The organism is Caballeronia sp. LZ008 (genome assembly GCF_031451435.1).
Taxonomy (GTDB): Bacteria; Pseudomonadota; Gammaproteobacteria; order Burkholderiales; family Burkholderiaceae; genus Caballeronia; species Caballeronia zhejiangensis.
In genome coordinates, this window is record NZ_JARUXK010000002.1 from 883230 (window position 1) to 906454 (window position 23225).

Sequence of the window (23225 nt, forward strand, 5' to 3'; positions counted from 1 at the left end):
AAGATGCCGACCGATCTAGATCAATCGCATCGTCACAGCCGCCAAGACAAGGTAACGTCCGAGCTTCGCAACCGTGACCAACGCGACGAATGGCAGAAGAGGCTCACGCATCACCCCAGCCAGGAGAGTAAGAGGATCACCAATGACGGGCGCCCAACTAAGCAAGAGCGACCATTTCCCTAAACGTTGATACATGCGCTGCGCGCGGTCCAATTTCTCATCTGACACTGGAAACCAGCGGCGGCTCTTGAAGCGCTCGATGTATCGCCCCAAAACCCAATTGACCAGTGAACCCAACACGTTGCCGATCGTCGCGACCAGTATCAACGTTGCAGTTGAATAGCTTTTACTCAGCAGCAAGCCCACAAGCACAGCCTCCGATTGAAGAGGCAGAAGGGTGGCTGCGCCGAATGCGGCAAGAAACAATCCTCCGTATGCCGACAGCGTCAGCATGTCTTGAAGGGCATGCCAGCGCCTCGAATCGCTATTGCCATGGGTCTGTCCGAACTAGCTATTGACCGGCGAATAAATAGATGAAGCGAAAGATCGCTAACGTTGCCAACGCGAGCAGAAGTTGGTTCGCGATTCTATCGTATCGGTTTTGGAACTCTGACAATCGCGATTTATACCTGAAACGCTCTCGCGACTGTCTTGCCTCCACATGCGGTTGCATTGGATCCTGATGCCGAAACGGCTCGTGAATCGCTGATTGTTCCTGCTGGCTCGAAACAGGCGATGCGATGTGAGTCGCATCGCCTTTTTTGTATGATGGCGGACCATCCCTCGCAACCGTCCAAAGGACCATCATCATGACCGCCGCAACGCAATTCGATCAGGTTTCCGTCATCAAACGCGCCAATGTCTACTTCGACGGCAAGTGCGTGTCGCACACGGTTCTCTTCGCCGATGGCACCAGGAAAACGCTCGGCGTGATCCTGCCGGGCACGCTCAACTTCGGCACCGACGCGCCCGAGCTCATGGAGGTGCAGGCAGGCCAGTGCCGTATTCGGCTCGACGGCAGCGATGAGTGGAAGACGTATAAGGCGGGCGAATCGTTCTCGGTGCCGGGCAAAAGCCGATTCGATATCGACGTGACGGAAACGCTGGATTACGTTTGTAGTTATCTTTGATTGGCGTGAAGGGGAAATGCGGTGTCGGGTAGGGATTCCGCACCTCATGATTCTTAGAGTGGATTTCGGCAAGACGAACTCCGTCCAACTTTTATGTCTGTCCACGTTTCGTGTACACTGACCAAAATTGGACGCCCAACCCGCCGATGCCACCCACCGACCAACTCGCCGAAGCCGCCGCAGCCGCCTTCACGGAGGCGACCGGCTTCGCCGCACGCAGCGTCAAACCACCCGCGCGCGGCGGCTACGACGCCGCCATCGAATTCCGCGTCGGCGGCGCGCGCTTCAAGCGCCCTGTCATCGTGCGGGAAAACATCGACCGGTTCAGCGCGTTATCCGCGTTCAGCGCCTCGGTCGCGCAGAACGGCGGCGCGAAACCCGCGCTCGTTACCGCGCATCTCTCACCCGACATGGTCCGCGCCTGCCGCGATCTGAACGTCGATGCCCTCGATCTCGCCGGCAACGCGAGCGTCATCGAAGGCGATGGCGTCATCGTGATCGTGTCGGGCCGTCCGCGCGTCGCGCACGGCAAGGCGCGCCGCTCGAAAACCTGGACGAAGTCGACGTTGCGCGTCACGGCCGCCCTGCTCATCACGCCCGCGCTGCTGCAACGGGGCTATCGCGATATCGCGCAACACGCGGGCGTGAGCCACGGCACGGTGCAAAACGCGGTGCGGGCGCTCATCGATCATCGCGATGTATTCGAGCGGCCCGACGGCGCCGGCCTGCAATTCGCCGACAAGGAACGGCTCATCGACGAATGGGTGACGCTGTATCCGCGGCAATTGCGCGAATCGCTGCTGATCGGGCGTTATCGCGCGGAGTCGAACGACTGGTGGCGCGACGTGCCCGGCCTGCCGGGTCAATGCCAGTTCGGCGGCGAGCCGGCCGCAGCGATACTCACGGAATACCTGAAGCCCGCGACCGTCACCGCGTATTGCGCCGACGCCGCGCCGCGCGAATGGATCAAGGCGGCGCGGTTGCGGCCCGATCCCGCCGGAAACGTCGAATTCCTGCGCGCGCCCGTGGCGCTCGCGCCCGTCGATGGTCTTCCGCCGAACGTCGTCGCGCCGCTCATCGTCTATGCGGATCTCGTCGCGAGCGGCGACCCGCGCAATCTCGAAACCGCCAGGATGCTGCGTGAACGCTATCTTGCCGCTTGAACTGCTGCCGCATCGCCCGCTCGCCGGCGTCTTTTCCGCGATGCTGCGCGAAGTCGTCGCCGCGTCGCACGCGACGAACATCGCGTGGTTCGTCGGCGGCGCGAGCGCGCGCGACATCCTGCTCACGCACGTCCACGACATCGAGGCGACGCGCGCCACCGCCGACGTCGATATCGGCATCTCGATTCAAAGCTGGACCGGCCACGACGCGCTGCGGCAAGCGCTCGTCGCGTCGGGGCATTTCACCGCGCCGAAAGGCTCGGCGCATCGGCTGAATTTCAACGCGCCGCAGACCGGCGAGCGCACGTGGCTCGATATCGTGCCCTTCGGCGGCGTGCAGGACGCGCACGGCGAAATCGCGTGGCCGCCGGATGGTTCGGTGCGGATGAACGTCGCGGGTTTTCGCCAGGCGCTCGATGCGGCGCTCGCCGTGCGCGTCACGCGCGATCTCGTCGTGCCGGTCGCTTCGCTGCCCGCGCAGGCGATGCTGAAGATCATCGCGTGGCAAGACCGGCACGCCGCCGACCGCAAGGACGCGATCGACCTGCTCTTTCTGATGGCGCGTTACGCCCAAGCCGGCAACCTCGATCGTCTTTATGCCGATGCCTTCGATCTCGTCGAGCGCCACGGACACGATCCGGATATCGCGGGCGCGGCGCTTCTCGGCCGCGACACGGCCGCGCTCGTCGATGAAAACCTCCGCGCGCAGATTCTCGCGATCCTGCGCCCCGGCGATCCCGCGCCGCCGATCCTGACGCACATGCTCGGCTCGCGCATGCCAGTCTTCGAAGCGGATACGTCGGAACGCGTCGCCGCATTGTTCGACGCATTCCGCAGCGCGTTCTAGCCGTTGCGAAACAGATAGCTGTACGCGTTGAGCGCGGGCACCCCGCCGAGATGCGCGTAGAGCACTTTCGAGCCTTCGGGGAATTCGCCGTTGCGCACCATCTGGATCATGCCGTCCATCGATTTGCCTTCGTAGACGGGATCGGTCAGCACGCCTTCGAGCCGCGCGCACAGACGGATCGCCTCGAGCGTGCCTTCGTTCGGCAGGCCGTATTCGGGGCCACCGAAGCGCGTATCGAGAATCACGTCGTCGCGCGTGATGTCCTGGCCGAGATCGACGAGTTCCGCTGTGTGTTTCGCGATCCGCAGAATCTGCTCGTGCGTCTGCTCCGGTTTCGCCGATGCATCGATGCCGATCACGCGCCGCGCGCGCCCATCCGCCGCGAAGCCGACCACCATGCCCGCCTGCGTGCTGCCCGTCACCGAGCAAACGACGATGTAGTCGAACTTGAAGCCCAGCTCCGCTTCCTGCGCGCGCACTTCCTCCGCGAAGCCGACGAAACCGAGGCCGCCCAGCGGATGCTCCGAGCAACCCGCCGGCACCGGAAACGGCTTGCCGCCCGCCGCGCGCACGCTTTCCATCGCGTCCTGCCAGCTTTTGCGGATGCCGATATCGAAGCCATCGGCGACGAGGCGCACGTCCGCGCCCATCATCCGCGACATCTGGATATTGCCGACGCGGTCATAGACGGCATCGGAGTAATTGACCCAGTTTTCCTGCACGAGCACGCACTTCATGCCGAGATGCGCCGCGACCGCGGCGACCTGGCGCGTCTGATTCGACTGCACGCCGCCGATGGAAACCAGCGTGTCGCAGCCTTCGGCGATCGCCTCGGGAATCAGATATTCGAGCTTGCGCGTCTTGTTGCCGCCAAACGCGAGGCCGCTGTTGCAGTCCTCGCGCTTCGCGTACAACTCGACCTTGCCGCCGAGATGCGCGGACAGGCGCTTGAGCGGCTGAATGGGCGTCGGTCCGAACGTGAGCGGATAGCGGGGAAAACGTTGCAGATTCATGTCGGCATCCTCGTGATGGTGGGACTGCATGGACAGAATCGTAGAGATTCTCGTGACGGATCGGGTTGCGAAAAAATGCCGTTCGGCCTAACGTTTTTGGACGCGAGACGCTGTTCGCTAACTTTTATTTCGCACAAGAGCCTGTTGAAGCAATGAAAAAAACCGCATCCGCTCCAAACCCGCATCCGGCAAGCGTCCAGACCGATCGCGTCGATCGCGCGATCCTGCGTCAGTTGCAGGGCGATGCGTCGATCTCGAACGTCGCGCTCGCGGAGAAGGTCAATCTGAGTCCGCCCGCGTGTCTGCGACGCGTCGAGCGGCTGCGCGAAGCGGGGCTGATCCGCGCGACCGTCGCGCTGCTCGATCCGAAAGCGCTCGATGCCGGCATGCTCGTCTTGATCGGCGTGATTCTCGACCGCTCGACGCCCGATTCCTTCGACGCCTTCGAGAAAGCCGCTCAGAAAGTGCCCGGCTGCATGGAATGCCACGTCGTGACCGGCGAATTCGACTTCTTCATGCTGATCCGCACGCGCGACAGCGAAAGCTTCAACCGGCTCCACGCCGAAAAGCTGCTCTATCTGCCGGGCGTGCGGCAGATCCGCACGTTCGTCGTGTTGCGTGAGGTGCTTTCGACGACGGCGTTTCCAATCGGCGAATCGGCGGGAACGCGGGCGGTGTAGCGTCGGCGACACTTTTGCGAAAGACCTGCTGAAAAATTACGCTACGATTCAGGGTTTTCCATGTCCGGGCATCCCGTTTCGTTGTGACCGCGTCTGATTTCAAAGCCTGGGCCAAGGCGATTCTGGCTCGCCTCGCATCGCGGCTGCGTCCGCATCTGCGTGCGCGTTCGCTGCTCCTTCTGCCGGCGCTCTTTCTTATCTATGTGCTGGTGCTGATTCCGTTCACGCCCGGTATCCGCGATATCCGCCGTGCAAAAGTCGATCAGCCCGCGCAGATCTATTCCGCCGACGGCAAGCTCCTCGCCGAATTCAAGCCGACGCATCGCGAATGGGTGAGTCTCAAGCAGATTTCGCCGCAGGTGATCGACGCGCTCATCTCGACCGAAGACCGGCGGTTCTATCAGCATCACGGCATCGACTTCCGGCGCACGGCGGGCGCGGCGCTGCGCACGTTCTCGGGCGACCGGCAAGGCGGCTCGACGCTCACGCAGCAGCTCGCGCGCAATCTGTATCCCGAGGAAATCGGCCGCTCGCAGACGCTCACGCGCAAGCTGAAGGAAGCGATCACGGCGTTCAAGATCGAAGCGCTCTATTCGAAGGACGAGATTCTCGAAACGTATCTGAACACGGTGCCGTTCCTGTACAACGCGTACGGCATCGAAATGGCCGCGCGCACTTACTTCGACAAATCCGCTGGCCAGCTCGACGTGCTCGAAAGCGCGACGCTCATCGGCATGTTGAAGGGCAACAGTTACTACAACCCGGTGATCAATCCGGAGCGCGCGCTCGACCGGCGCAACATCGTCCTCGGGCAGATGGTCAAGTTCGGCCACTTGCCGGCGACCAAACTCGACGCGCTGAAGAAACGTCCGCTGCGCATCGACTTCGAGCGGCAGACGGAGGAGCCCGGCCGCGCGCCGCACTTCGCGCAGCAGTTGCGCAAATGGCTGATCGGCTGGGCCGACGACAACGACTACAACATCTATTCCGATGGCCTCGTCGTGCGCACGACCATCGATTCGCGTCTGCAGGCGATGGCGACGAACGCGCTCGCGCTGCAGGGCAACCAGTTGCAATCGATCGCCAACGCGGCGTGGGGCGGCCGCGCCGCTTGCGCGAACGCGAACGCCGATCTCGGGCACGCGTTCATCCGCGAGACGGACGCATACCGCGCGCTGCGCACGGGCGGCGCGAACGACGCCGACGCCATCAAGAAACTCGGCTCGGACCGCGCCTTCATGCAGGCGCTGTGCGAGGACAAGACGCGCGTGCAGGCCGCGTTCGTCGCGCTCGATCCGCGCAACGGGCAGATCAAGGCGTGGGTCGGCAGCCGCGATTTCACGCAGGATCCGTTTGATCACGTCGCGCAGGCGCGCCGCCAGCCCGGCTCGACCTTCAAGCCCTTTGTCTACGGCGCGGCGTTCGAGCGCGGCGCGAAGCCGGCCGATACGATCGTCGATCAGACCGTCGAAATCCCGATACGCGGCGACGAAATCTGGCGCCCGACCGACGACTCGCCGCCGTCGGGCCGTCCCGTGAGCCTGCGCGACGGCATCGCGTATTCGAAGAACCGCATCACCGCGCAGTTGATGGAACAAGTCGGTCCGGGACGCGTCGCGCGGCTCGCGCGTGACATGGGCGTGCGCGACAGTCATCTCGACGTGGTGCCGTCGCTCGCGCTTGGCACGAGCCCGGTGACGCTGAGGGAAATGGTGTCGGCGTACGGCACGATCGCGAACGACGGCAGTTATATGGAGCCGCTGCTCGTCACGCGCATCGAGAACAAGGACGGCGAAGTCCTCGCGCAGTTCGAGAGCACGCCCGAGCGCGCGCTGTCCGTCGATGCGACGCGCAAGCTCGTCGATGTGATGCGCGACGTCATCAACCGCGGCACCGGCACGACGATCCGCACGCGCTTCGGCATTCGCGCGGATGTCGCGGGCAAGACCGGCACTACGCAGGACAACGCCGACGGCTGGTTCATCCTGATGCATCCGCAACTCGTCGCGGGCGCGTGGGTCGGCTTCAACGACAGCCGCGTCACGCTGCGCAGCGATTACTGGGGCCAAGGCGCGCACAGCGCGTTGCCGATCGTCGGCGACTTCATGCAGCGTTCGCTGCGTTCGCATCTGATCGATGCCCGCGCGCGCTTCGATACGCAGGAAGCGCCGGGCATGTGGCAAACGATGCTCACGAACGCAAAAACCTGGTTCGACGAGACGTTCTCGAAAGCGCCGAAGCCGGGCAAGCCGAAAACCGCGCAGACGGCGGCGCAGCATCCGGTGCGTCCGAAGCGGCCGCCTTCGGAGCCCGCCGCCGAAGTGGCCGAAGAGCCGCCGCAACCGCCAGTGTTTACGACGATGCCGCCGATCCTGCCCACGCCCGGCGAAACTGCAAGCTCTCCGGCGCCCGCTTCCGACGTGCAACCGTAAACGCTTACGCCGCCCGCGAACAAAGGCGGGTGCTTGCGTAGACAGTTAGTTGCGAGCTAGCGACGAAAGACTTGCCTATCGGCCGAAATGAGCGCGCGCGCACAGAGCACGCGCACAAATGGTGCTCCGATTCACCAAGGCGAAACAAACGCATTCAAAGATTTCGCCGCGCACCCCGGCGCGCTGTGGCCACATGCGCCCGCCAAAAGTCTCGCGCACTGCGAGACGTCTATCTCATTCCAGGCTGGTTTCGGAGAACAAGTTGAACAAGCGATTTCCTCGCCTCAAGCGAGCCCTCGTGGCCACCGCGCTCGCCTTGCCGCTTACGTCGTCGAGTTTTGCGCAGAACATCAGCGCTACCCTGCCGTGGACCGGCACCTGGAGCACCGCGCCGATGATCGTCGGCGGCGGCGGCTTCAATAATCAGACGATCCGGCAGATCGTGCACACGAGCATCGGCGGGACGGCCGCCGGCGTCCAGTTTTCCAATCAGTACGGCAGCGAGCCGCTCGTGATCGGCGACGTGCGCGTCGCGTTGCGCGCCGACGGCAAACGCACCGTGCCGGGCAGCGACCGGGCCGTCACCTTCAACGGTCAGCCCTTCGTGACGATTCCGCCCGGCAAGACGGAGATGAGCGATCCGATCGCGATCGCGGTGCCGGCGATGTCGGACATCGTCGTCAGCGCCTATCTCCCGCAGCAGACGCCATCGGAAACCACCGGTCACGCCGAAGGCCTGCAGGACGTGTACGTCGCGCCCGGCGATGTCAGCGCCGACACCGAATTCGCGGGCGGCGTGGTCAACGCGCTCGGCGCGCAGTCGTATTACTTCCTCACCGACGTCGTCGTGCAGAACGCCAGTGCGACGGGCGCGGTGGTCGCGTTCGGCGCGTCGATCACGGACGGCATCGATTCGCCGCCGAACACGAACGGCCGCTGGCCCAACCTGCTCGCCGCGCGTCTGCAGCAGGCGGGCATGACGGTCGGCGTGCTGAATCAGGGTATCGCCGGCAACGATTTCTTCACGAACGACGCGGGCGATGCCGGCCTCACGCGCTTCCAGCGCGACGTGCTCGACAAGTACAACGTCAAGTGGGTCATCATTTCCGACGATGCCGTCAACAACCTGATCGGCGGATCGCCGCCGACGGCCGCGCGCCTGAACAGCGCGTTCGCGCAACTGACGCAGAGCGCGCACGCGGCGGGCGTCAAGGCGATCTGCTCGACGCTCACGCCGTTCGAGGGCGTGTCGCCGTGGACGGCCGACATCGAAGCGACGCGGCAAGCGGTGAACGCGTTCGTCGCGACGCCCGACAGCGGCTGCGACGCCGTGCTCGATCAGGCCGCCGCGCTCGGCGATCCGGCCAATCCGCCTGTCATGCTCGGTGCGTACGACAGCGGCGACCATCTGCATCCGAATCAGGCGGGGCTGCAGGCGATCGCCAATTCCGTGAATCTCAACTGGCTCAAGTAGGCGGCGCGGAAAAGCAAAAAACGCCATGCGGAAAATTCATCCGCATGGCGTTTTTCATTTCATCGCCGATTACGACTTGACGATCGTCGGGTTCTGCACGTTGATGCGCGGACCCGCGTTGTCCCACTGCTCGACGATCAGCGGGTACTTCCACTTCGGATTCGTGCTGCTGATCTGGCCGTTGACGATGTAGCCGTCGAGCGACAGACCCTGAACCGCGAACGAACCGCCCGGGCTGGTCGTGTCGACGTGGTTGTTGATCGCGATCGTGACCGTCTTGCTGATCGGACCCGGCAGCGAGCCGAACCACACGTTGATGCCGCCGCCCTTGCAGTTCGCCGTCGTCGGGCTGTTGATCGTGATGCTCTTGAACACGGCCGAGTTGTCGTTCGGTTCGAAGTCGAGACCGCAAGCCGGCGCCGTGCCGGTGATGTTCTGCCAAATCGGGCTGTTGAACGTGATCGTGTCGCCCGAGATGATCGACACACCCTGACGGCGGCAGCCGTCGGCCTTGTGGTTGTCGACGACGAGGTTGTACGTCGGCGTGTTCTTCTTGCTCTGGCTGTCGTTGATGTAGATGCCGTCGCCCCACGTGTTGATCGTGGTCGGCGCGATCAGGTGCACGTTCTGTGCGCCGATGATCGAGAAGCCCATGCCGTGCTCGCCGCCCGAAGCCGAGTTCAGCTCCTTGCTGCCGTCGAGGTACGCGTTTTCGACGATGACGTTGCTCACGTCTTCGATGAGCATCATCTGGTAGATGTCGGCGTTGTGCGGGAGCAGCTTGATCGAAGCGCCCGACGCAAAGCGGATGTGCGTGTTCGTGCGCAGCTTGAGACCCGTCGTGTCGATGCGGACCTGGCCCGAGATCAGGAGAATCTGACCGACGGAACCGTCGATGGCGGCTTGCAGCGCGGCGCGGTCGTTGGTCGAGCCGTCGGCCTTCACGCCGAACGACGATGCGTTGATGGTGCCTGCGGTGTTCGTGCTGGCGGCGTTCGTCGAGCTTGCCGCGGCCGGAGCGCTGGCGGTCGTCGTGGCGCTTGCCGACGAAGCCGAGCTCGCGGGCGTCGCCGTCGAGGCGCCGCTGCCGGTGTTACGGCGTCTCCAGCGATCGGCGACCGAATCGGGGGCCGCGCTGTCGCTGCCGCCGCCGCATGCGGCGAGCACAAACGCGCCGCTACCCGCGATAAGCGAGGTCAGGAGTTTGCGACGGGTTGCGATACGCGTGTCGACGACGGTGTTGTCTGCCTGGGTGTCTGCCTGAGTGTTGTTCGAAAGCATTGTCTTTCCGAGTTGGTTGTGCGTTGTCGACGGGCGGACCCGTTCATGCGACTACGGCCGCACGCAACGTTTCTTTATGGGCGTGAGATGACCAACGCAAATTCAGCAGGCGCAAACGATTGCGCCGCTCAGCGCTCGACAGCCGCACACGGCGACTCCGAAAGGCATCTCGGCGAAAAACATGACGACTTCGGGATTGGACGAACCAGAGTCGGGAGAGCCAGATAATCCGGAAGTACCCACTCAACCCCGCGCTTGATTGGCCCGCGAACGGGCTGATGAAGCGCTGAAGTCTGACGGCAGTAATTACCGTCTTTTTTAAATCCTACAGATTGTTACGAGGCGTTTCTACCCGGCACTTGTTACAAAATGTACGCTTGTAACTTATTATTTTGCTTTTTCGCGTCTTTATTGCTGTGCATTTCCGCTTTTAATCGGCGGCGAGCAAATTAATCTACGGCTTTTTTAATGTTAATACGGTAGATGAATAACACCACTTCAAACCAGTTGAGGTACGATGACTAATAATCATCTGAAGAATCGATTATAACGACACGACCGTTCACCCGCCAAGAATGTGACCTATCGTCTCGGAAGGCCCGGCGGGGCTTGCAGACCGCCTTTCGTATGCCGAAACGAGCAACAATCCGCCCATTATTTCGCCTTATTGACCGGTCAGTCCGCCGACGATTATCCAGACGCGCACCAAAATTGCCGCTTCTGCACGGTTGCAGTCCCAACATTACATTCAAGTAAGCACCGTTTTAAACGATTTCATCCGACGAATCGGATTTTGTAAGTGCGGTCCAAAAACTTTTTTCATTCAAAAGACGAAAGACCCTACAGGGCTTACCCTTATCGGGTTTTTACGAATCGGATCATTTTCCGCTGAATCCCGCGCGCAGCCTGGGATTCGACCGAAACGCTAATGATCTGATTAAAGAAACGGGTTTATTCAACAGACAAAACGGGCGAAAGTTGGAATCGTTTCGATTGCCAGCCGGTCATATGTTCCGTTTCGCACTGATCCGGTTGGACAGAAAGACTAGTCTCGGATTTGGTGCGCTCAGCACAGTTGGGGGAACGGCCGATTCCGGCCGGAGGTATTACAAGAAATCACACGACCAGCGGATACACCGCGATGAAAACCTTTGATCTGATCAAAAGCGATCTCTATCGCTATACGGGCGAGTACAGCGTCATGCTCCTTCTCGAGCAACTGATGCTGAACGAAGGGTTCAACTACATGTTCTGGCTGCGCCTCGCGAGCGCCGCGTCGTCGCGGCCCATGCGCCTCGTGCTCAACCACATCGTGCGTCTGAAGCAGCGCCGCTTCGGGTTCGTGATCAGTCCGCGCACGCGCATCGGGCCGGGCTTCTATATCAGTCATATCGGCACGATCGCGGTAAACCCGACGGCGGTCATCGGCGCGAACTGCAACATCTCGCAGGGCGTGACCATCGGATCGAATCACGGCAAGGCGGCGACCATCGGCAACAACGTGTATATCGGGCCGAACGTCTGCATCATCGAAGACGTGACCATCGGCGACAACGTGACGATCGGCGCGGGCAGCGTCGTGACGAAGGATATTCCGCCGAACGTCACGGTGGCCGGCTGCCCGGCGCGCATTCTGACCGACGACGCCACGCCCGAGCGGGCGGCGCGCTACATCATGCGTCCGTGGCAGACAGGCGCGGTATGAAGGACCGGCTTCGGCATGGCGAGGTGCCTTAGCGAACAGTCACGCCGCCCGTTTTGGTGCACGCTCTCCTCTCTCACGCGAAAGCCGCGGGCCTTCGCGTGATTTCTGTCGCATGGCGCTTTCGTTTCGACGTCAGGCCATGCGGCGAAAGGCTCCCACGCAGGAGGACCCGTGCTGAGCGCAGCAGTGCAATCGGTGAGACGACGTCTCGGCGGCGTGCATCAGGATCACAAGAGAATCGCAAGAAGCGCGGTCGTCCTGCTGATCTTCGTGATCGCCGGGAAGTGCATCGGCGCGTCGAAGGAAATGGCGATCGCGTATCGCTACGGGATCAGCGGCACGGTCGACGCCTATCAGTTCGCGCTCACGCTCGTCACCTGGCTGCCGACGATGCTCACGAACGTGCTCGCCGTGCTGCTCGTTCCCGCGCTCGTCTCGCTTCAGGAAGACAAGTCGCAGCGCAACGGTTTTCTCGGCGAGCTGGAAGGCGTGGGCCTCGTGCTCGGCCTCGGCTCGTCGCTTCTGCTATGGCTTTTCTGGCCTCATCTCGCCGATGTCATCGCGGGCAGTCTCGCCGAATCCACACGCGACATGTGCCGCGCGATGATCATCAGCATGACGCCGGTCGGTGTGCTGACCTTCACGATCTGCATTTCGTCGTCGCGGCTGCAGGCGTCGGGCAAGCACATCAACACCTTGCTCGAATGCGTGCCGGCCATCGGCCTGCTGGTCTTCGTGCTTGCCGCGCGCAACAACGAATCGATTTTTCCGCTCGTCATGGGGACGTCGCTCGGCTTCGTCGTGCAGGCCGCGTGGCTGCGCGTGCTCGCCAGGCGCGCCGACACGATGCCCGCCCGGCCGCGCGTTTCGATGCGCGCGAAGCAGTGGCCATCGACGATCCGCTCGATGGGCATGCTCACGATCGGCGCGGTCGTCGCGAGTCTGTGGCTTCCGATCGATCAGTACTTCATGGCGCAGCAAGGCGACGGCGCCATCGCGACGCTCGGCTACGCGAACCGGCTGCTCTCGCTCGTGCTCAGCATGGGCGCGCTTGCGATCACGCGCGCGACCTTGCCGATTCTCGCGGAGATTCTTCATCGCGGCGATCATGCGCGCGCACGCAGCACCGCGCTGAAGTGGTCCGGCATCATGACCGTACTGGGCCTGACCGGCAGCATCCTCGCGTATGCGCTCGCGCCGTACGTCGTGAAGCTGCTGTTTCAGAAAGGCGCGTTCACGGCCGACGACACCATCGCCGTCACCACGCTCTTTCGCTACGGGCTGCTGCAAGTGCCGTTCTACTTCGGCATGTGCGTGCTCGTGCAGCTGTTCGCGAGCGAGACACGCTATCGCGCGATCTCCGTCATTTCGCTGATCGGCTTCGCGACGAAGATCATCGGCAACGTCATTCTCGTGCGCTACTACGGCGCGCAGGGCGTGCTGCTCGCGACCGGCATCGGCGCGATCGCGGTGCTCGCGAGCTATATCTTCTGGACGCGCTATGCGCCGCCGTTCACCGGCAACGACGCGCAGCACGATACCGGCACGCCGCAATAAGCACCTGCTTTCAACCTTGTTCGAAGACGCGCCGGAACATCGGCACGAGGAAGCGGTTGCCGTATTCGCTCATGTGATGGAAGTCGGAATAAAGCGGCCGGCCATCGTGCGAGCCCATGCACTTGCCGTCCGGGCACAGGAACGGACGCGGGTCGAGCAGATGGATGCCGCATTGATCGTGTGCCTGATGCATCGCCTGCAGCAACGCGCCATTGCGCTGAACGTAATCCGACATGGTGATCGACAGATCGGGCGCCTTCGGATCCCGCATCTTCTCGCGCGCGAGCGTCAGCGGCACGTTGAAGTCGAACTCGGGAATCGGTTCGACGAGATAGACCGGGCGAATCTTCGAGATGCGGCAAACGGTCGATAGCAAGTGCTCGCGATACAACTCCGTCGTGAACGGCGTCGATGTCTGCGCCGGCTGCTCCGGATTGACGAACGCGAAGTCGTCCATCGTCGGACCGGACCAGTACTGCGACCAGTGATTCGCGATGATGACCGGCGTCTTCGCGCTCTGATCGCGGCTCAGGATATCGATGTACTTGCGGTCCTGATCGAAGCAATCGCCATTGCCGCGGCGAATGCCGTAGATCGTCGGGCAACCTTCTATCGTGATGAGCAGCACATCATCGGGCTTGCCGTTCGGCACGGCGTCGACGACCGCTTCGGCGATCGCTTCCGCGTGACTGTCGCCGAGCACCACGACGCGGCTCTCCTTCTGCTTGTTGGCGACATCGCACGGATCGATCATCATGTGACACTTCGTGCGATGCGGATTCGTGTCGTAGGTCTCGCTATCGGCGATGAACACCGAACGGTCGAAGCGATTCGGCACGCCCTGGCTCGCATAGATGCTGCCGCCGCCGATTGCCAGCAGCAGCGTGAACGCGAGAATCGGACGCAGCGTGATGAAGCGCGGAAAGGCGCGCGCCTCGTCTCGCGCCGGCGGCTTCCTGGTCTTCGACTCGACGAGCGCATACGACAGATAGCCCATGACGAAGCCGCCCGCGATCGCGGCCGCGCGCCAGCGCAGCGAACCTTCCCTGTCGAAGTACGTGAGCGCGACGACGAACGGCCAGTGCCAGAGATAGACCGAGTACGAAATCTTGCCGATGAACTGCGCGAGCGGATTGCCCGTGAAGATCGAATGCCTGCGCGCCGCGAGAATCACGAACGCCGTGCCGAGCACCGGCACGAGCGCGAGGTAGCCCGGCCATTCGTTGTTCTCGTTGAACATGACCGCGCCGTACGCGATCATCGCGAGGCCGATGCATTCCAGCGTGCGGCGCACGGGCCTGCCCGCCGTCAACGGGAACAGATAGACGAGCCCGCCCGCGATCATTTCCCATGCGCGCGTCGGCAGCAGGAAGAACGCGGCCGTCGGCCATTTCGTCGGATCGGAGAGATAGACGCACGCCGCGAACGAAACGAGCGCGGCGCCGACGAGCGCGATCTTCGTCCCGCGTCGCCCGAAGAGCTTGCGCACGAGCAGAATGCCGAGCGGATACAGCAGATAGAACTGCCACTCGACGGAAAGCGACCACGTATGCAGCAGCCATTTCAGATGCGAGCGCGTATCGAAGTAACCCGCTTCGCGCCAGTAAACGATGTTCGAAAAGAAGCCGAGGCTCGATCCCGCCGCCTTGCCGAACGCGCGAAACTCGGAAGGCAGGAATATCAGCCAGCCGAACACACCGAGCGCGAAGCAAAGAAACGCGAGCGCCGGAATGATGCGCCGCGCTCGATCGCCATAGAATTCGAGCACCGAGAACCTGTCCTTCGAAAGGCGTCTGAAGATGATGCTCGTCATCAGATAACCGGAGATCACGAAGAACACGTCGACGCCGAGAAAGCCGCCTTTGAAGCCGGGCACATCGAAGTGGAAAAGGACGACCGCGAGAACCGCGAACGCGCGCAGGCCGTTGATGTCGTTACGAAAGTTCATCGCGCTTCCCCCAAGAACTTCTTTTTTGCCGCGCACGCGCCAGCGCGATGCAATGGACATCGCCATTGCATCGCGCCCGCGGTGCGGGTTATTTTCTAGCGTCTTGTCTTTCCTGATTACTTCGTCATACGAACAAACCGAATTCCATCTCCGCAAGCCGGCTTTCTTCCGATTGCGTCGCCCGCGCGACTTCCGCCATGGTCGCGGGCTGCATGCCGTAGGTCTCTCTCAAGTACACGTGATGCTTCAGCACCGCTTCGAGGACGCCGAGGTTCTCGGCCAGATTCGCACCGAAGTTATGCGGATGCCACCACAAGTGGAACGAACGCCCCGTGCGCGCCGCCGACGTCATCGACTGCTTGATCCGATGGATGCGCAGCCATTCGAGCGCGCGCTTGTTGCGCGCATATGGACGCAGGAAGCGGCTCGAACGCACGTCGATGAGTCCGCGAGACGGGCGCGGATCGAACGCGTGATCGCCTGAGATATTGATGTACGTATCGACGAGACGCGCCGCGCGGCGCATCGCCGCTTCATCGGCGCGCGAGGTTTCGCGATACATCCAGCTGCGCTCCGTGCCGCGATACGCGACGAGCCCTTGCTCCGCGCACACCGACAGATACGCGTTGTTCACCTGATTGCGCGGAAACACGATGCTCGCGGGCGGATCGGCGAGACGCCGGATCGATGCGACCGATGCTTCCATGTCGGCGGCGAACTGCGCCTTGTTTTGCCCTGCTTCGAGTGCGTAGTAATGGCAGAACGTATGGCTCGCGAGCTCGCTGCCTTCGGTATCGACGATCCGACGCGCGAGCGACAGACCATAGTGGTACGGATCGCTCTTTTCGTTATCGCCGATCGAATCGAGATAACCGTTGGCGTATGGACTCAGCTTCGTATCGGTATAAGTCGGCCGGACGTCGGGCAGATTCGCGAGCAGGTCCTTCTTGTTATCGAACAGCAGCATGCCGACCGTCGCCCACGTCGCCTTCACGCGATACTTCGTGAACATGTCGAGCATCGCCGGAATCGCCTCGCGCACGCCGAGAATGTTCTTTCCGTATGTGGCGATCGAGCGATGGTCGCGCACGCCCCACATCAGTTCGAAATCGAGCGAAATCAGGAAGTAGGACATCGTCGTCAGGGCATCAGGAAGTAGTGATAGACGCCTTCGAAATAACTCTTCGTGGCGTCGGCTGCGACGGCCACGAACACGCCGAAGGTGATGACCAGAACCATCGCGTTCTTGAACTTGATCTCGGGCGCGAGGAACGGCAGCAGCAGCGGCACGCAATACCAGACGCGGCCCTTCGCGAACGGAAACACGAAGAACGCAACGACGAGATACACGAAGAGTCCGACATGCATGATCGACAGCCGCGTGAATGCGCGCTGACGCTGCGTATCCTGCGCGCGCCACGTCGAGTAGAGCACCATGACCGATGCCATCGTGTAGAACAGCAGCAGCGACAGCAGCTTGATCGTGAAGTTTTCCTGATAGCCCGAGTACTCGTCGATACGACGGCCGCCGTAGGTCGCAAACAGAAACTTCGCCGCCGACGCAAGCACGATCGCCACCACGCTCACCGCGACGAGCGCGCGCGCTTTCCTTTGCTCGCCGATGAAACCGGCGGTCATCAGGAACGCTGTAGGCACCGCGAAGGTCGTGTGCACGAAGCTCGCGAGCCCCATGCCGATGGTCGGCTTATTGAAGCGCAGCGCGAAGAGCATCGCGATGGCCAGACCGAAGCCCTGGCGGATCTGGAACAGACCGACCGTAGCGAGCGCATACGGAATCACGAGCCACAGAACGAGACCGATGAGCGGCCTGCGCGTCTGCAACAGCGAATACATCACGACCAGGTTAAGCAGCACCACCGTAATGCGGATGCCGCCTTCGGGCGACACGCCGAACGCATTGAGGAGGATGACCCACGAGCGCCAGCCCAGCTCTTCCGTGATAAGGCTGATGAGAAAGCCCATATCCGACTCGCGGTTCTGATAGAACTGCACGAGCCAGTGCCAGTCGGTCGAGCGGAAGTACTGGATGTACGCTTCCTGGTCGAAGATCAGGCCGACGCTGCGCTCGCGGAACGCGACGATCGAGAGCGCCGTGGCCGCGAGCACAAGGAACGCCCAGCCGGATGGCGTCATGAAGTACGCGAATCCGGTCATGCGTCGTATCGGTTCGCTCTGCGCGCTCTGTGCGCTTTGCTGCGCCGTATTGTTCATTGTCGTTGCTTGCATCGTATTGGCCTTTTTTCCGCTTTAGTTATTGTGTGTGGGCGCGGCTTTCATGGCACGAGCCTCAGGTTGGTGACGATGATCTTCGGTCCCGCCTTGTCGTAATCGATGCTTTCCACTGTCGACATCTTCGGACTCACCCATGTCGGCGAATGACTCGCGATCTGCCCGGACACCTTGCGCCCATTCAGCTTGAGCGATGACACGGCGAACGCGGCATCGCTCGCGCCTTCGTCGCGATGATTCGTGATGCCGATATCGACATGCTTGGGCATCGGCCCGACGATCTCCTCCAGCCAGACGATGATCCCGTACCGGCAATTGCGCGTCGTCGGATTGACGATGCGAATGTTCTCGAGAATATCGGCGTTGCTGTTCGGCTCCGCGTCGAGCCCCGCTTCCGGCTGCGTGCCGCCGATGTTCTCCCACAGCGGATTCTCGAACACGATGTTGCGTCCGCTGATGATCGACACGCCTTGTCTGCGGCAGCGGTCCGCATGATGATTCACCACGCGAATACCGCTGCTGTACTTAAACGCGACGTTGTAGCTGTTGGCGATATAGATGCCATCGCCCCAGCAGCCGATCGTCTTCGGCGAGATGAGCGTCACCTCCGTGCTTCCCGCAATCGAAAAGCCCATGCCGTGACCGTTTTCACGCAGCGCCGGTTTCGCGGCGTTAAGCTCCTTGCTACCGTCGAGCACCGCGTTCTCGACGAGCACGTTGCTCACGTCCCAGATGCGGAAGATCGAATAGAACGACGTATCGTGCGGCAGCAGCTTGATCGACGCGCCCGGTGCGAAGCGCAGGTGACTATCGCGCCGCAGGTCGAGCCCTTTGTCGTCGATACGGCACTTGCCCGTGATGAGCAAGGTCGAATCGACGGATTGATCGATGGCCCGCTGCAGCGCGATGCGATCGTTCGTCTTGCCGTCGCCCTTCACGCCGAACGACTTGTCGGTGACGACATCGCGTTTCTGCGCCGCGCGCGCGTCGAAGCCGGCGACGCCCGCTCCACTGGCGACGGCGCCCATCAGCAGCGAGCGGATCACTTGTCGCCGGTCGACCATTACGCTTTCTCTCCCGTCACCGCACGCGCATAAGCCGTGCTCTTGCCTTCGCCGCCGCGCGAGCGTGCGCCGAGTTGCGCGAAGATCGCGTCCCACTGACGCAGGATCGCCGGCGACGAATAACGCTGCCGTACCGATGCCGCCGCCTTGCGTCCGAGCTCGGCGCGCAACGCTTCGTCCGACATCACGCGGCGCAGCGCATCGATCAGAGCGGCCTTGTCGCCGGCAGGCACGAGCAGACCGTCCTGGCCGTCGCGCGTGAGTTCGCGCGGGCCGCTCTTGCAGTCGAACGCGACCGTCGCGAGGCCGAGCGCCATGCCTTCGAGCATCGCCATCGGCAGACCTTCGTAGCGCGACGACAGCACGAACGCATCCGAGCGCGCCATCTCTTCCCAAGGCGTCGTCGTCTTGCCGGGCATCAGCACGCGCTCGTTCATCTTCAGTTGCGCGACCTGCGCTTCGAGCACCGCGCGCTCCGGGCCTTCGCCCCAGATCCACAGATCCCAGTCCGGAAACTCGGGCGCGAGCGTCGCGAATACATCGATCAGCAGATCGAACTGTTTTTGCGTGTTGAGACGCCCGACCGCGACGAGCCGCTTGCGCGCGCTCTTCTCGATGGTTTCGGGCTGCAACAGCAACAACTCGTCCGGCAGCGGATTGGGCACCACTTCGATGCGCTTCACGCGCGGCACCATCTTCCTGAACGATGCCTCCATGTTGTCCGTGAGCAGCGTGAGCAGGTCCGCGCTCGGATAAACGAAGCGGCACATCTGGCTCATGAGCTGCGAACGGCCGTCGGCGGACGGATCGATGTGCTCGCTCGCGATCACCGGAATGCCGAGGCCGCGCGTCGCGAGAATCGTCGTGATGTTCACGTTCGAGAGGAACGACACGACCACATCGGGCGCGCTTTCGCGGATCAGCGCACGCAGCGCGCGAAAGCGCGCGGGATATTGCAGCATGCGCGCGCCGGCCTTCACGCGATCGGCGAGGAAGACGCAGCGCACGTTCGGCGCGAGCGGATAAAAGCACGCGCCACGGCCGCTATACGTGATGACGAGCGTCACCGTATCGCCGCGTTGCGCCCACGCATTGACGAGCGAGGCCGCGACGCGCTCCGCGCCGCCGCTTCCCATCGAACTGACCACGAGCATGATCTTCATCGGTCGTGGCTCCTCATCGTCCGGCTGCGGGTACGTGGAGTTCCGCGCGACGCGGCACCTTCACGCCCGACTCTTCGAACACTTCCTGCCACAGCGCGATGGTCTTCGACAACGCGAACGTGTCGTTGACCGACGTCGCGCACAGCGCCATGCGATGACGTTCTGCGTCGTCCTTCATCAGCGATTCGAGCGACTTCGCGAGCGCGCTCGCATCGCCGACCGGGTTCACGAGCAGGCCGTTCATGCCGTGCGTGACGATCACGCGCGGACCCGAATCGCAGTCGTAGCTCACGGCCGCGCAGCCGCTCGCCATCGCTTCGACGAGCGTCATCGAGAAGCCCTCGAAGTGCGAACTCAGCACGTAGAGATCGGCGCGCTCGTACCAGTCCGCGACGTTGCCCGCGCGGCCAGGCAGAAACACGCGGCCGCGCAGCTTCGCCTCTTCGACACGGCGTTCGAGACTCGCACGCGCAAGCCCTTCGCCGACGATCACCAGATCCCATTGCGGCAGCGCGCCGGCAATCTTCCTGAACGCATCGATGAGGCTGTCGAAACCTTTTTCGGGTGATAGCCGTCCGACCGCGAGCAACAACTTGCGCCCGTCCTTCACGACGCTTTTCGGCTCGATGATCGGATTCGTTCGCGCGATAGGCAGCGTGAACGGCGGCGGAATCACCTTGACGTCTGTCGCGCGGCAATGCGTTTCGATCCAGTCGCGGGTTTCGTCGGTGAGCGCGACGACCTTGTCCGCGAAGCGATACGTCAAGAGCCGCAGACGCTCCCAGAACGGCGTGAGCGGCGCGCGCGGCGGATGCGTGTGCTCGCTCGCGATGATCTTGTACGGCAGCCCGATGCCCGCAAGCACGGCGAGCACGTTGGCCGTCGCCATGACGCCGAGCGCGACAGTAGGCTTCGTCTCGCGCAACACCTTGCGGAACGCGAGCACGCGCTTCGCGTTCGACATCAGCGTACGCACGAAGCCGCCGCCCTCGACGCCGCCCGCGAGCCCCAGCTCGAGGCGCTTCACGCCCGGATGAAACGGATAGACATCGCCTTCACCGGCTGTCAGCGTGACGACGGTCACTTCCCAGCCGAGCGCCGCCCACTCGTTCGCGAGATTGGCAGTGACGCGTTCAGCGCCGCCGCCGTGCATCGAGTAGATGAAAACGACTATTTTCATGCGGGCCTCGTCGCGAGTTCGGCTTCGACCGGCACGCGGCGCTGCGACAGAAAGCGGATGTACCACGGCATCGCGATCGCGAGTCCGTCGGCGAGCGGAATGGCGCTCGCATAGCCGAGCAGTTGCGCGGCCTTATCGACGTTCGCTTGCGAATGACGCACATCGCCCGCGCGGAACGGCGCATACACCGGGCTGCCTTCGTTGATGACGCCGTTGTCCGCGAGCACGCGCTTCAAGCCGTCATAGAGCTGATTGAGCGTCGTGCGATCGCCGACCGCGACGTTGTAGACCTGATTGCGCGCTTGCGGCTCGGAGAGCGCAGCGAGGATGTTCATCTGCACCACGTTGTCGATGAAGCAGAAATCGCGGCTCGTTTCGCCGTCACCGTTGATCGTCACCTGTTCGTCGTCGATGAGCGCGGCCGTCCACTTCGGGATCACGGCCGCATACGCGCCGTCCGGATCCTGGCGCTTGCCGAACACGTTGAAGTAACGCAGACCGATGGCGTTCAACCCGTACGTGCGCGCAAAGACCGAAGCGTACAGCTCGTTGGCGTACTTCGTCACCGCATACGGCGAAAGCGGCTGGCCGATGCGATCCTCGACTTTCGGCAGGCCCGGATGGTCGCCATACGTCGAGCTCGACGCGGCGTAAGTGAAGCTCTCGACTTTCGCGTCGCGCGCGGCGACGAGCATGTTCAGAAAGCCGCTGATGTTGACTTCGTGCGTCGTGATCGGATCGTTCACGGAGCGCGGCACCGAGCCGAGCGCCGCTTCGTGCAGAACGTGCGCGACGCCTGTCACCGCGGTGCGGCAATCGTCGATATTGCGGATATCGCCTTCGATGAAGCGAAAGCGCGCCCATTGCGCGGGCGTCACGAGCGAGCGCACTTCATCGAGATTGCGTTGATGCCCGGTCGCGAAGTTGTCGAGCCCGACGACGTCCTGGTCGAGCTTCAGCAGCGCTTCGAGCAGATTCGAGCCGATGAACCCGGCGACGCCGGTAATGAGCCACTTCTGCGGCGTGCGCGTCAGTTGTTGACGGATCGATTCGTAACGATCAGACATGAAAGTCTCCAAATTTGCCGACGGGCGCGGCGTGTTCGCGGCGCTCGTCTTCGATCGCGATCGAGGGAACCAGCTCGCGATACACGGCGAGCGTCTTCTCGATGACGATGCGTTCGTCGAAATTCTTCAGTGCCTTCTCGCGCGCGGCGAGGCCCAGCTTTCTCGCGAGCGCGCGGTCGTCGTCGAGCTGGCGGATCGCATCGGCGAGCGCGCGTGCATCGCGCACCGGCACTTGCAAACCATCCACGCCCGACTCGCTGACCACTTCGCGGCAGCCCGGCGCGTCCGTCGTGATGAGCGGCAGCGCGCAGCCCGCGGCTTCGATCAGCGCTTTCGGCAAGCCTTCGCGATAGCTCGGCAGCACCATCACATCCACTTCCGTGAAGAGCTTCGGCATATCGCTCACATGACCGAGCCATTCGACGAGCCCTTCCTTCACCCAGCCCTGCACCATCGCCGTGCTCACCGATGCCGGGTTGCCGTCGTCGGGCGAACCCGCGAGCAGGAAGCGCACGGTGCGATTCTCGCGGCGCAGCATGCGCGCCGCCTCCACATATTCTTCGATGCCCTTGTCCCACACGAGCCGCGCCGCCAGCAGAATGCGCAGCGGCTTGGCCGCATCGTCCGGCGACGCCTCGCGCACCTTGAAGCGCGTCAGATCGACGCCCGATCCCTTGATCAGACGAATCGACTGCTTCTCGACGATGCGCGCGGCTTCGAACAGCTTGATGTCGTCCGGATTCTGCAGGACGAGAATGCTGTCGCGGCCGTTCAGCGCCGAGCGCATCACCGTGCGCACGACCGGCTTCAAGATACGCGCTTTCAGATCGCGGCTCGTGAAGACGTAGCCCATCCCCGCGACCGCGTTCACGCGCGCCGGCACGCCTGCGAGCTTGCTCGCGAACGAGCCGTACACCGCGCTCTTGATCGTGAAGCCGTGCACCAGTTGCGGCTTTTCGCGCTGGAAGAAGCGCGCGAGCCAGAGCACGAGCGCCAGTTCGCGCAGCGGATTCAGACTGCGCCGGTTCATCGGCACCGCATGCCAGCGAAAACCCTGATCGCGCAGCTTCGGGCCGTATTCGCCGTCGGGTGACAACAGAATGACTTCGAAACCCGCGTCGCGCAGTTTGCGAGCGAACGAAAGCCGGAAATTAAACAGATACCAATCGGTGTTGGCGTACAGAACTACCTTGGGCATCTTCATTGCGAACTCCGAACGTCCGGTTGACATCGCCGCGGGCAACCCCCGAAATTCCGGGAGCCGAACCGCG

20 protein-coding genes are annotated in these 23225 nt (G+C 62.7%); 9 read left to right on the plus strand and 11 right to left on the minus strand.

Annotated elements, in window-relative coordinates:
• Nucleotides 1–15: 15 nt before the first annotated feature.
• Nucleotides 16–453, minus strand: a complete 438-nt coding sequence (locus tag QCE49_RS18410; RefSeq protein WP_008346207.1) for a YqaA family protein — start codon at nt 451–453, stop codon at nt 16–18.
• 356 nt (nt 454–809) lie between these two features.
• Here QCE49_RS18410 and QCE49_RS18415 point away from each other — a divergent pair, with 356 nt between their 5' ends.
• From QCE49_RS18415 to QCE49_RS18425, 3 genes are all read left to right on the plus strand, one after another.
• On the plus strand, nt 810–1130 hold the full coding sequence (locus QCE49_RS18415) for a pyrimidine/purine nucleoside phosphorylase (RefSeq protein ID WP_008346204.1): 321 nt from the start codon (nt 810–812) through the stop codon (nt 1128–1130).
• A gap of 146 nt (nt 1131–1276) precedes the next feature.
• Complete coding sequence (locus QCE49_RS18420; RefSeq protein ID WP_250457763.1) at nt 1277–2293, plus strand: type IV toxin-antitoxin system AbiEi family antitoxin; 1017 nt, start codon at nt 1277–1279, stop codon at nt 2291–2293.
• Complete coding sequence (locus QCE49_RS18425) at nt 2271–3140, plus strand: nucleotidyl transferase AbiEii/AbiGii toxin family protein (RefSeq protein ID WP_033536896.1); 870 nt, start codon at nt 2271–2273, stop codon at nt 3138–3140. The genes QCE49_RS18420 and QCE49_RS18425 overlap by 23 nt, the downstream gene beginning before the upstream one ends.
• Here the strand turns inward: QCE49_RS18425 and QCE49_RS18430 are convergent.
• On the minus strand, nt 3137–4153 hold the full coding sequence (locus QCE49_RS18430; RefSeq protein WP_008346198.1) for a 1-aminocyclopropane-1-carboxylate deaminase: 1017 nt from the start codon (nt 4151–4153) through the stop codon (nt 3137–3139). The two genes, QCE49_RS18425 and QCE49_RS18430, sit on opposite strands and share 4 nt — an antisense overlap.
• A 152-nt stretch (nt 4154–4305) precedes the next feature.
• Between QCE49_RS18430 and QCE49_RS18435 the strand changes: the two genes are divergently transcribed.
• From QCE49_RS18435 to QCE49_RS18445, 3 genes are all read left to right on the plus strand, one after another.
• Entirely contained in the window at nt 4306–4833 is a 528-nt protein-coding gene (locus tag QCE49_RS18435) for an Lrp/AsnC family transcriptional regulator (protein WP_250457764.1), read from the plus strand.
• Nucleotides 4834–4916: 83 nt separating this feature from the next.
• Nucleotides 4917–7265 (plus strand): transglycosylase domain-containing protein, encoded by a 2349-nt coding sequence (locus QCE49_RS18440; protein ID WP_409017294.1) that lies wholly within the window; start codon nt 4917–4919, stop codon nt 7263–7265.
• Between the two features lie 298 nt (nt 7266–7563).
• Nucleotides 7564–8739, plus strand: a complete 1176-nt coding sequence (locus QCE49_RS18445) for a GDSL-type esterase/lipase family protein (RefSeq protein ID WP_250437547.1) — start codon at nt 7564–7566, stop codon at nt 8737–8739.
• Between the two features lie 69 nt (nt 8740–8808).
• Here QCE49_RS18445 and QCE49_RS18450 read toward each other — a convergent pair whose 3' ends face one another.
• On the minus strand, nt 8809–9684 hold the full coding sequence (locus QCE49_RS18450) for a hypothetical protein (RefSeq protein WP_239295288.1): 876 nt from the start codon (nt 9682–9684) through the stop codon (nt 8809–8811).
• On the opposite strand from QCE49_RS18450, the gene QCE49_RS18455 reads away from it, so the two are divergent.
• From QCE49_RS18455 to murJ, 3 genes are all read left to right on the plus strand, one after another.
• Nucleotides 9662–10003 (plus strand): hypothetical protein, encoded by a 342-nt coding sequence (locus tag QCE49_RS18455; RefSeq protein ID WP_241814146.1) that lies wholly within the window; start codon nt 9662–9664, stop codon nt 10001–10003. The two genes, QCE49_RS18450 and QCE49_RS18455, sit on opposite strands and share 23 nt — an antisense overlap.
• A 1158-nt stretch (nt 10004–11161) precedes the next feature.
• Nucleotides 11162–11725 (plus strand): serine O-acetyltransferase, encoded by a 564-nt coding sequence (locus tag QCE49_RS18460; RefSeq protein WP_008346189.1) that lies wholly within the window; start codon nt 11162–11164, stop codon nt 11723–11725.
• Nucleotides 11726–11896: 171 nt separating this feature from the next.
• A complete protein-coding gene (gene murJ, locus QCE49_RS18465) occupies nt 11897–13282 on the plus strand; it encodes a murein biosynthesis integral membrane protein MurJ (RefSeq protein ID WP_250457766.1) in 1386 nt (461 codons plus the stop codon).
• 10 nt (nt 13283–13292) lie between these two features.
• Here murJ and QCE49_RS18470 read toward each other — a convergent pair whose 3' ends face one another.
• From QCE49_RS18470 to QCE49_RS18505, 8 genes are all read right to left on the minus strand, one after another.
• Complete coding sequence (locus QCE49_RS18470; RefSeq protein ID WP_250441634.1) at nt 13293–15230, minus strand: acyltransferase family protein; 1938 nt, start codon at nt 15228–15230, stop codon at nt 13293–13295.
• Between the two features lie 124 nt (nt 15231–15354).
• The gene (locus tag QCE49_RS18475; RefSeq protein WP_250482054.1) at nt 15355–16365 is read right to left on the minus strand and encodes a polysaccharide deacetylase family protein; all 1011 of its coding nucleotides are present in this window, start codon (nt 16363–16365) and stop codon (nt 15355–15357) included.
• Nucleotides 16366–16370: 5 nt separating this feature from the next.
• On the minus strand, nt 16371–17477 hold the full coding sequence (locus QCE49_RS18480) for an EpsG family protein (protein WP_235366307.1): 1107 nt from the start codon (nt 17475–17477) through the stop codon (nt 16371–16373).
• A 47-nt stretch (nt 17478–17524) separates the two neighbouring features.
• Nucleotides 17525–18544, minus strand: coding sequence for a hypothetical protein (locus QCE49_RS18485; protein WP_008346179.1), 1020 nt, complete (start codon nt 18542–18544; stop codon nt 17525–17527).
• On the minus strand, nt 18544–19707 hold the full coding sequence (locus QCE49_RS18490) for a glycosyltransferase family 4 protein (protein WP_008346177.1): 1164 nt from the start codon (nt 19705–19707) through the stop codon (nt 18544–18546). Before QCE49_RS18490 ends, QCE49_RS18485 begins: the two co-directional genes overlap by 1 nt.
• 13 nt (nt 19708–19720) lie before the next feature.
• Nucleotides 19721–20887 carry a glycosyltransferase family 4 protein gene (locus QCE49_RS18495; RefSeq protein WP_008346175.1) on the minus strand — a complete coding sequence of 389 codons (1167 nt, stop codon included), beginning with the start codon at nt 20885–20887 and terminating at the stop codon, nt 19721–19723.
• Entirely contained in the window at nt 20884–21954 is a 1071-nt protein-coding gene (locus tag QCE49_RS18500) for an SDR family oxidoreductase (protein ID WP_175980293.1), read from the minus strand. Before QCE49_RS18500 ends, QCE49_RS18495 begins: the two co-directional genes overlap by 4 nt.
• Nucleotides 21947–23158, minus strand: a complete 1212-nt coding sequence (locus tag QCE49_RS18505; RefSeq protein WP_008346171.1) for a glycosyltransferase family 4 protein — start codon at nt 23156–23158, stop codon at nt 21947–21949. The genes QCE49_RS18500 and QCE49_RS18505 overlap by 8 nt, the downstream gene beginning before the upstream one ends.
• Nucleotides 23159–23225: the final 67 nt, after the last annotated feature.

What these genes read in the sequence shown, in the direction of transcription:
- QCE49_RS18410 (WP_008346207.1), bottom strand. Translation starts at nt 453, where the DNA reads ATGCTGACGCTGTCGGCATACGGAGGATTGTTTCTTGCCGCATTCGGC.
- QCE49_RS18415 (WP_008346204.1), top strand. Translation starts at nt 810, where the DNA reads ATGACCGCCGCAACGCAATTCGATCAGGTTTCCGTCATCAAACGCGCC.
- QCE49_RS18420 (WP_250457763.1), top strand. Translation starts at nt 1,277, where the DNA reads ATGCCACCCACCGACCAACTCGCCGAAGCCGCCGCAGCCGCCTTCACG.
- QCE49_RS18430 (WP_008346198.1), bottom strand. Translation starts at nt 4,153, where the DNA reads ATGAATCTGCAACGTTTTCCCCGCTATCCGCTCACGTTCGGACCGACG.
- QCE49_RS18435 (WP_250457764.1), top strand. Translation starts at nt 4,306, where the DNA reads ATGAAAAAAACCGCATCCGCTCCAAACCCGCATCCGGCAAGCGTCCAG.
- QCE49_RS18460 (WP_008346189.1), top strand. Translation starts at nt 11,162, where the DNA reads ATGAAAACCTTTGATCTGATCAAAAGCGATCTCTATCGCTATACGGGC.
- QCE49_RS18470 (WP_250441634.1), bottom strand. Translation starts at nt 15,230, where the DNA reads ATGAACTTTCGTAACGACATCAACGGCCTGCGCGCGTTCGCGGTTCTC.
- QCE49_RS18475 (WP_250482054.1), bottom strand. Translation starts at nt 16,365, where the DNA reads ATGTCCTACTTCCTGATTTCGCTCGATTTCGAACTGATGTGGGGCGTG.
- QCE49_RS18480 (WP_235366307.1), bottom strand. Translation starts at nt 17,477, where the DNA reads ATGCAAGCAACGACAATGAACAATACGGCGCAGCAAAGCGCACAGAGC.
- QCE49_RS18485 (WP_008346179.1), bottom strand. Translation starts at nt 18,544, where the DNA reads ATGGTCGACCGGCGACAAGTGATCCGCTCGCTGCTGATGGGCGCCGTC.
- QCE49_RS18490 (WP_008346177.1), bottom strand. Translation starts at nt 19,707, where the DNA reads ATGAAGATCATGCTCGTGGTCAGTTCGATGGGAAGCGGCGGCGCGGAG.
- QCE49_RS18495 (WP_008346175.1), bottom strand. Translation starts at nt 20,887, where the DNA reads ATGAAAATAGTCGTTTTCATCTACTCGATGCACGGCGGCGGCGCTGAA.
- QCE49_RS18500 (WP_175980293.1), bottom strand. Translation starts at nt 21,954, where the DNA reads ATGTCTGATCGTTACGAATCGATCCGTCAACAACTGACGCGCACGCCG.
- QCE49_RS18505 (WP_008346171.1), bottom strand. Translation starts at nt 23,158, where the DNA reads ATGAAGATGCCCAAGGTAGTTCTGTACGCCAACACCGATTGGTATCTG.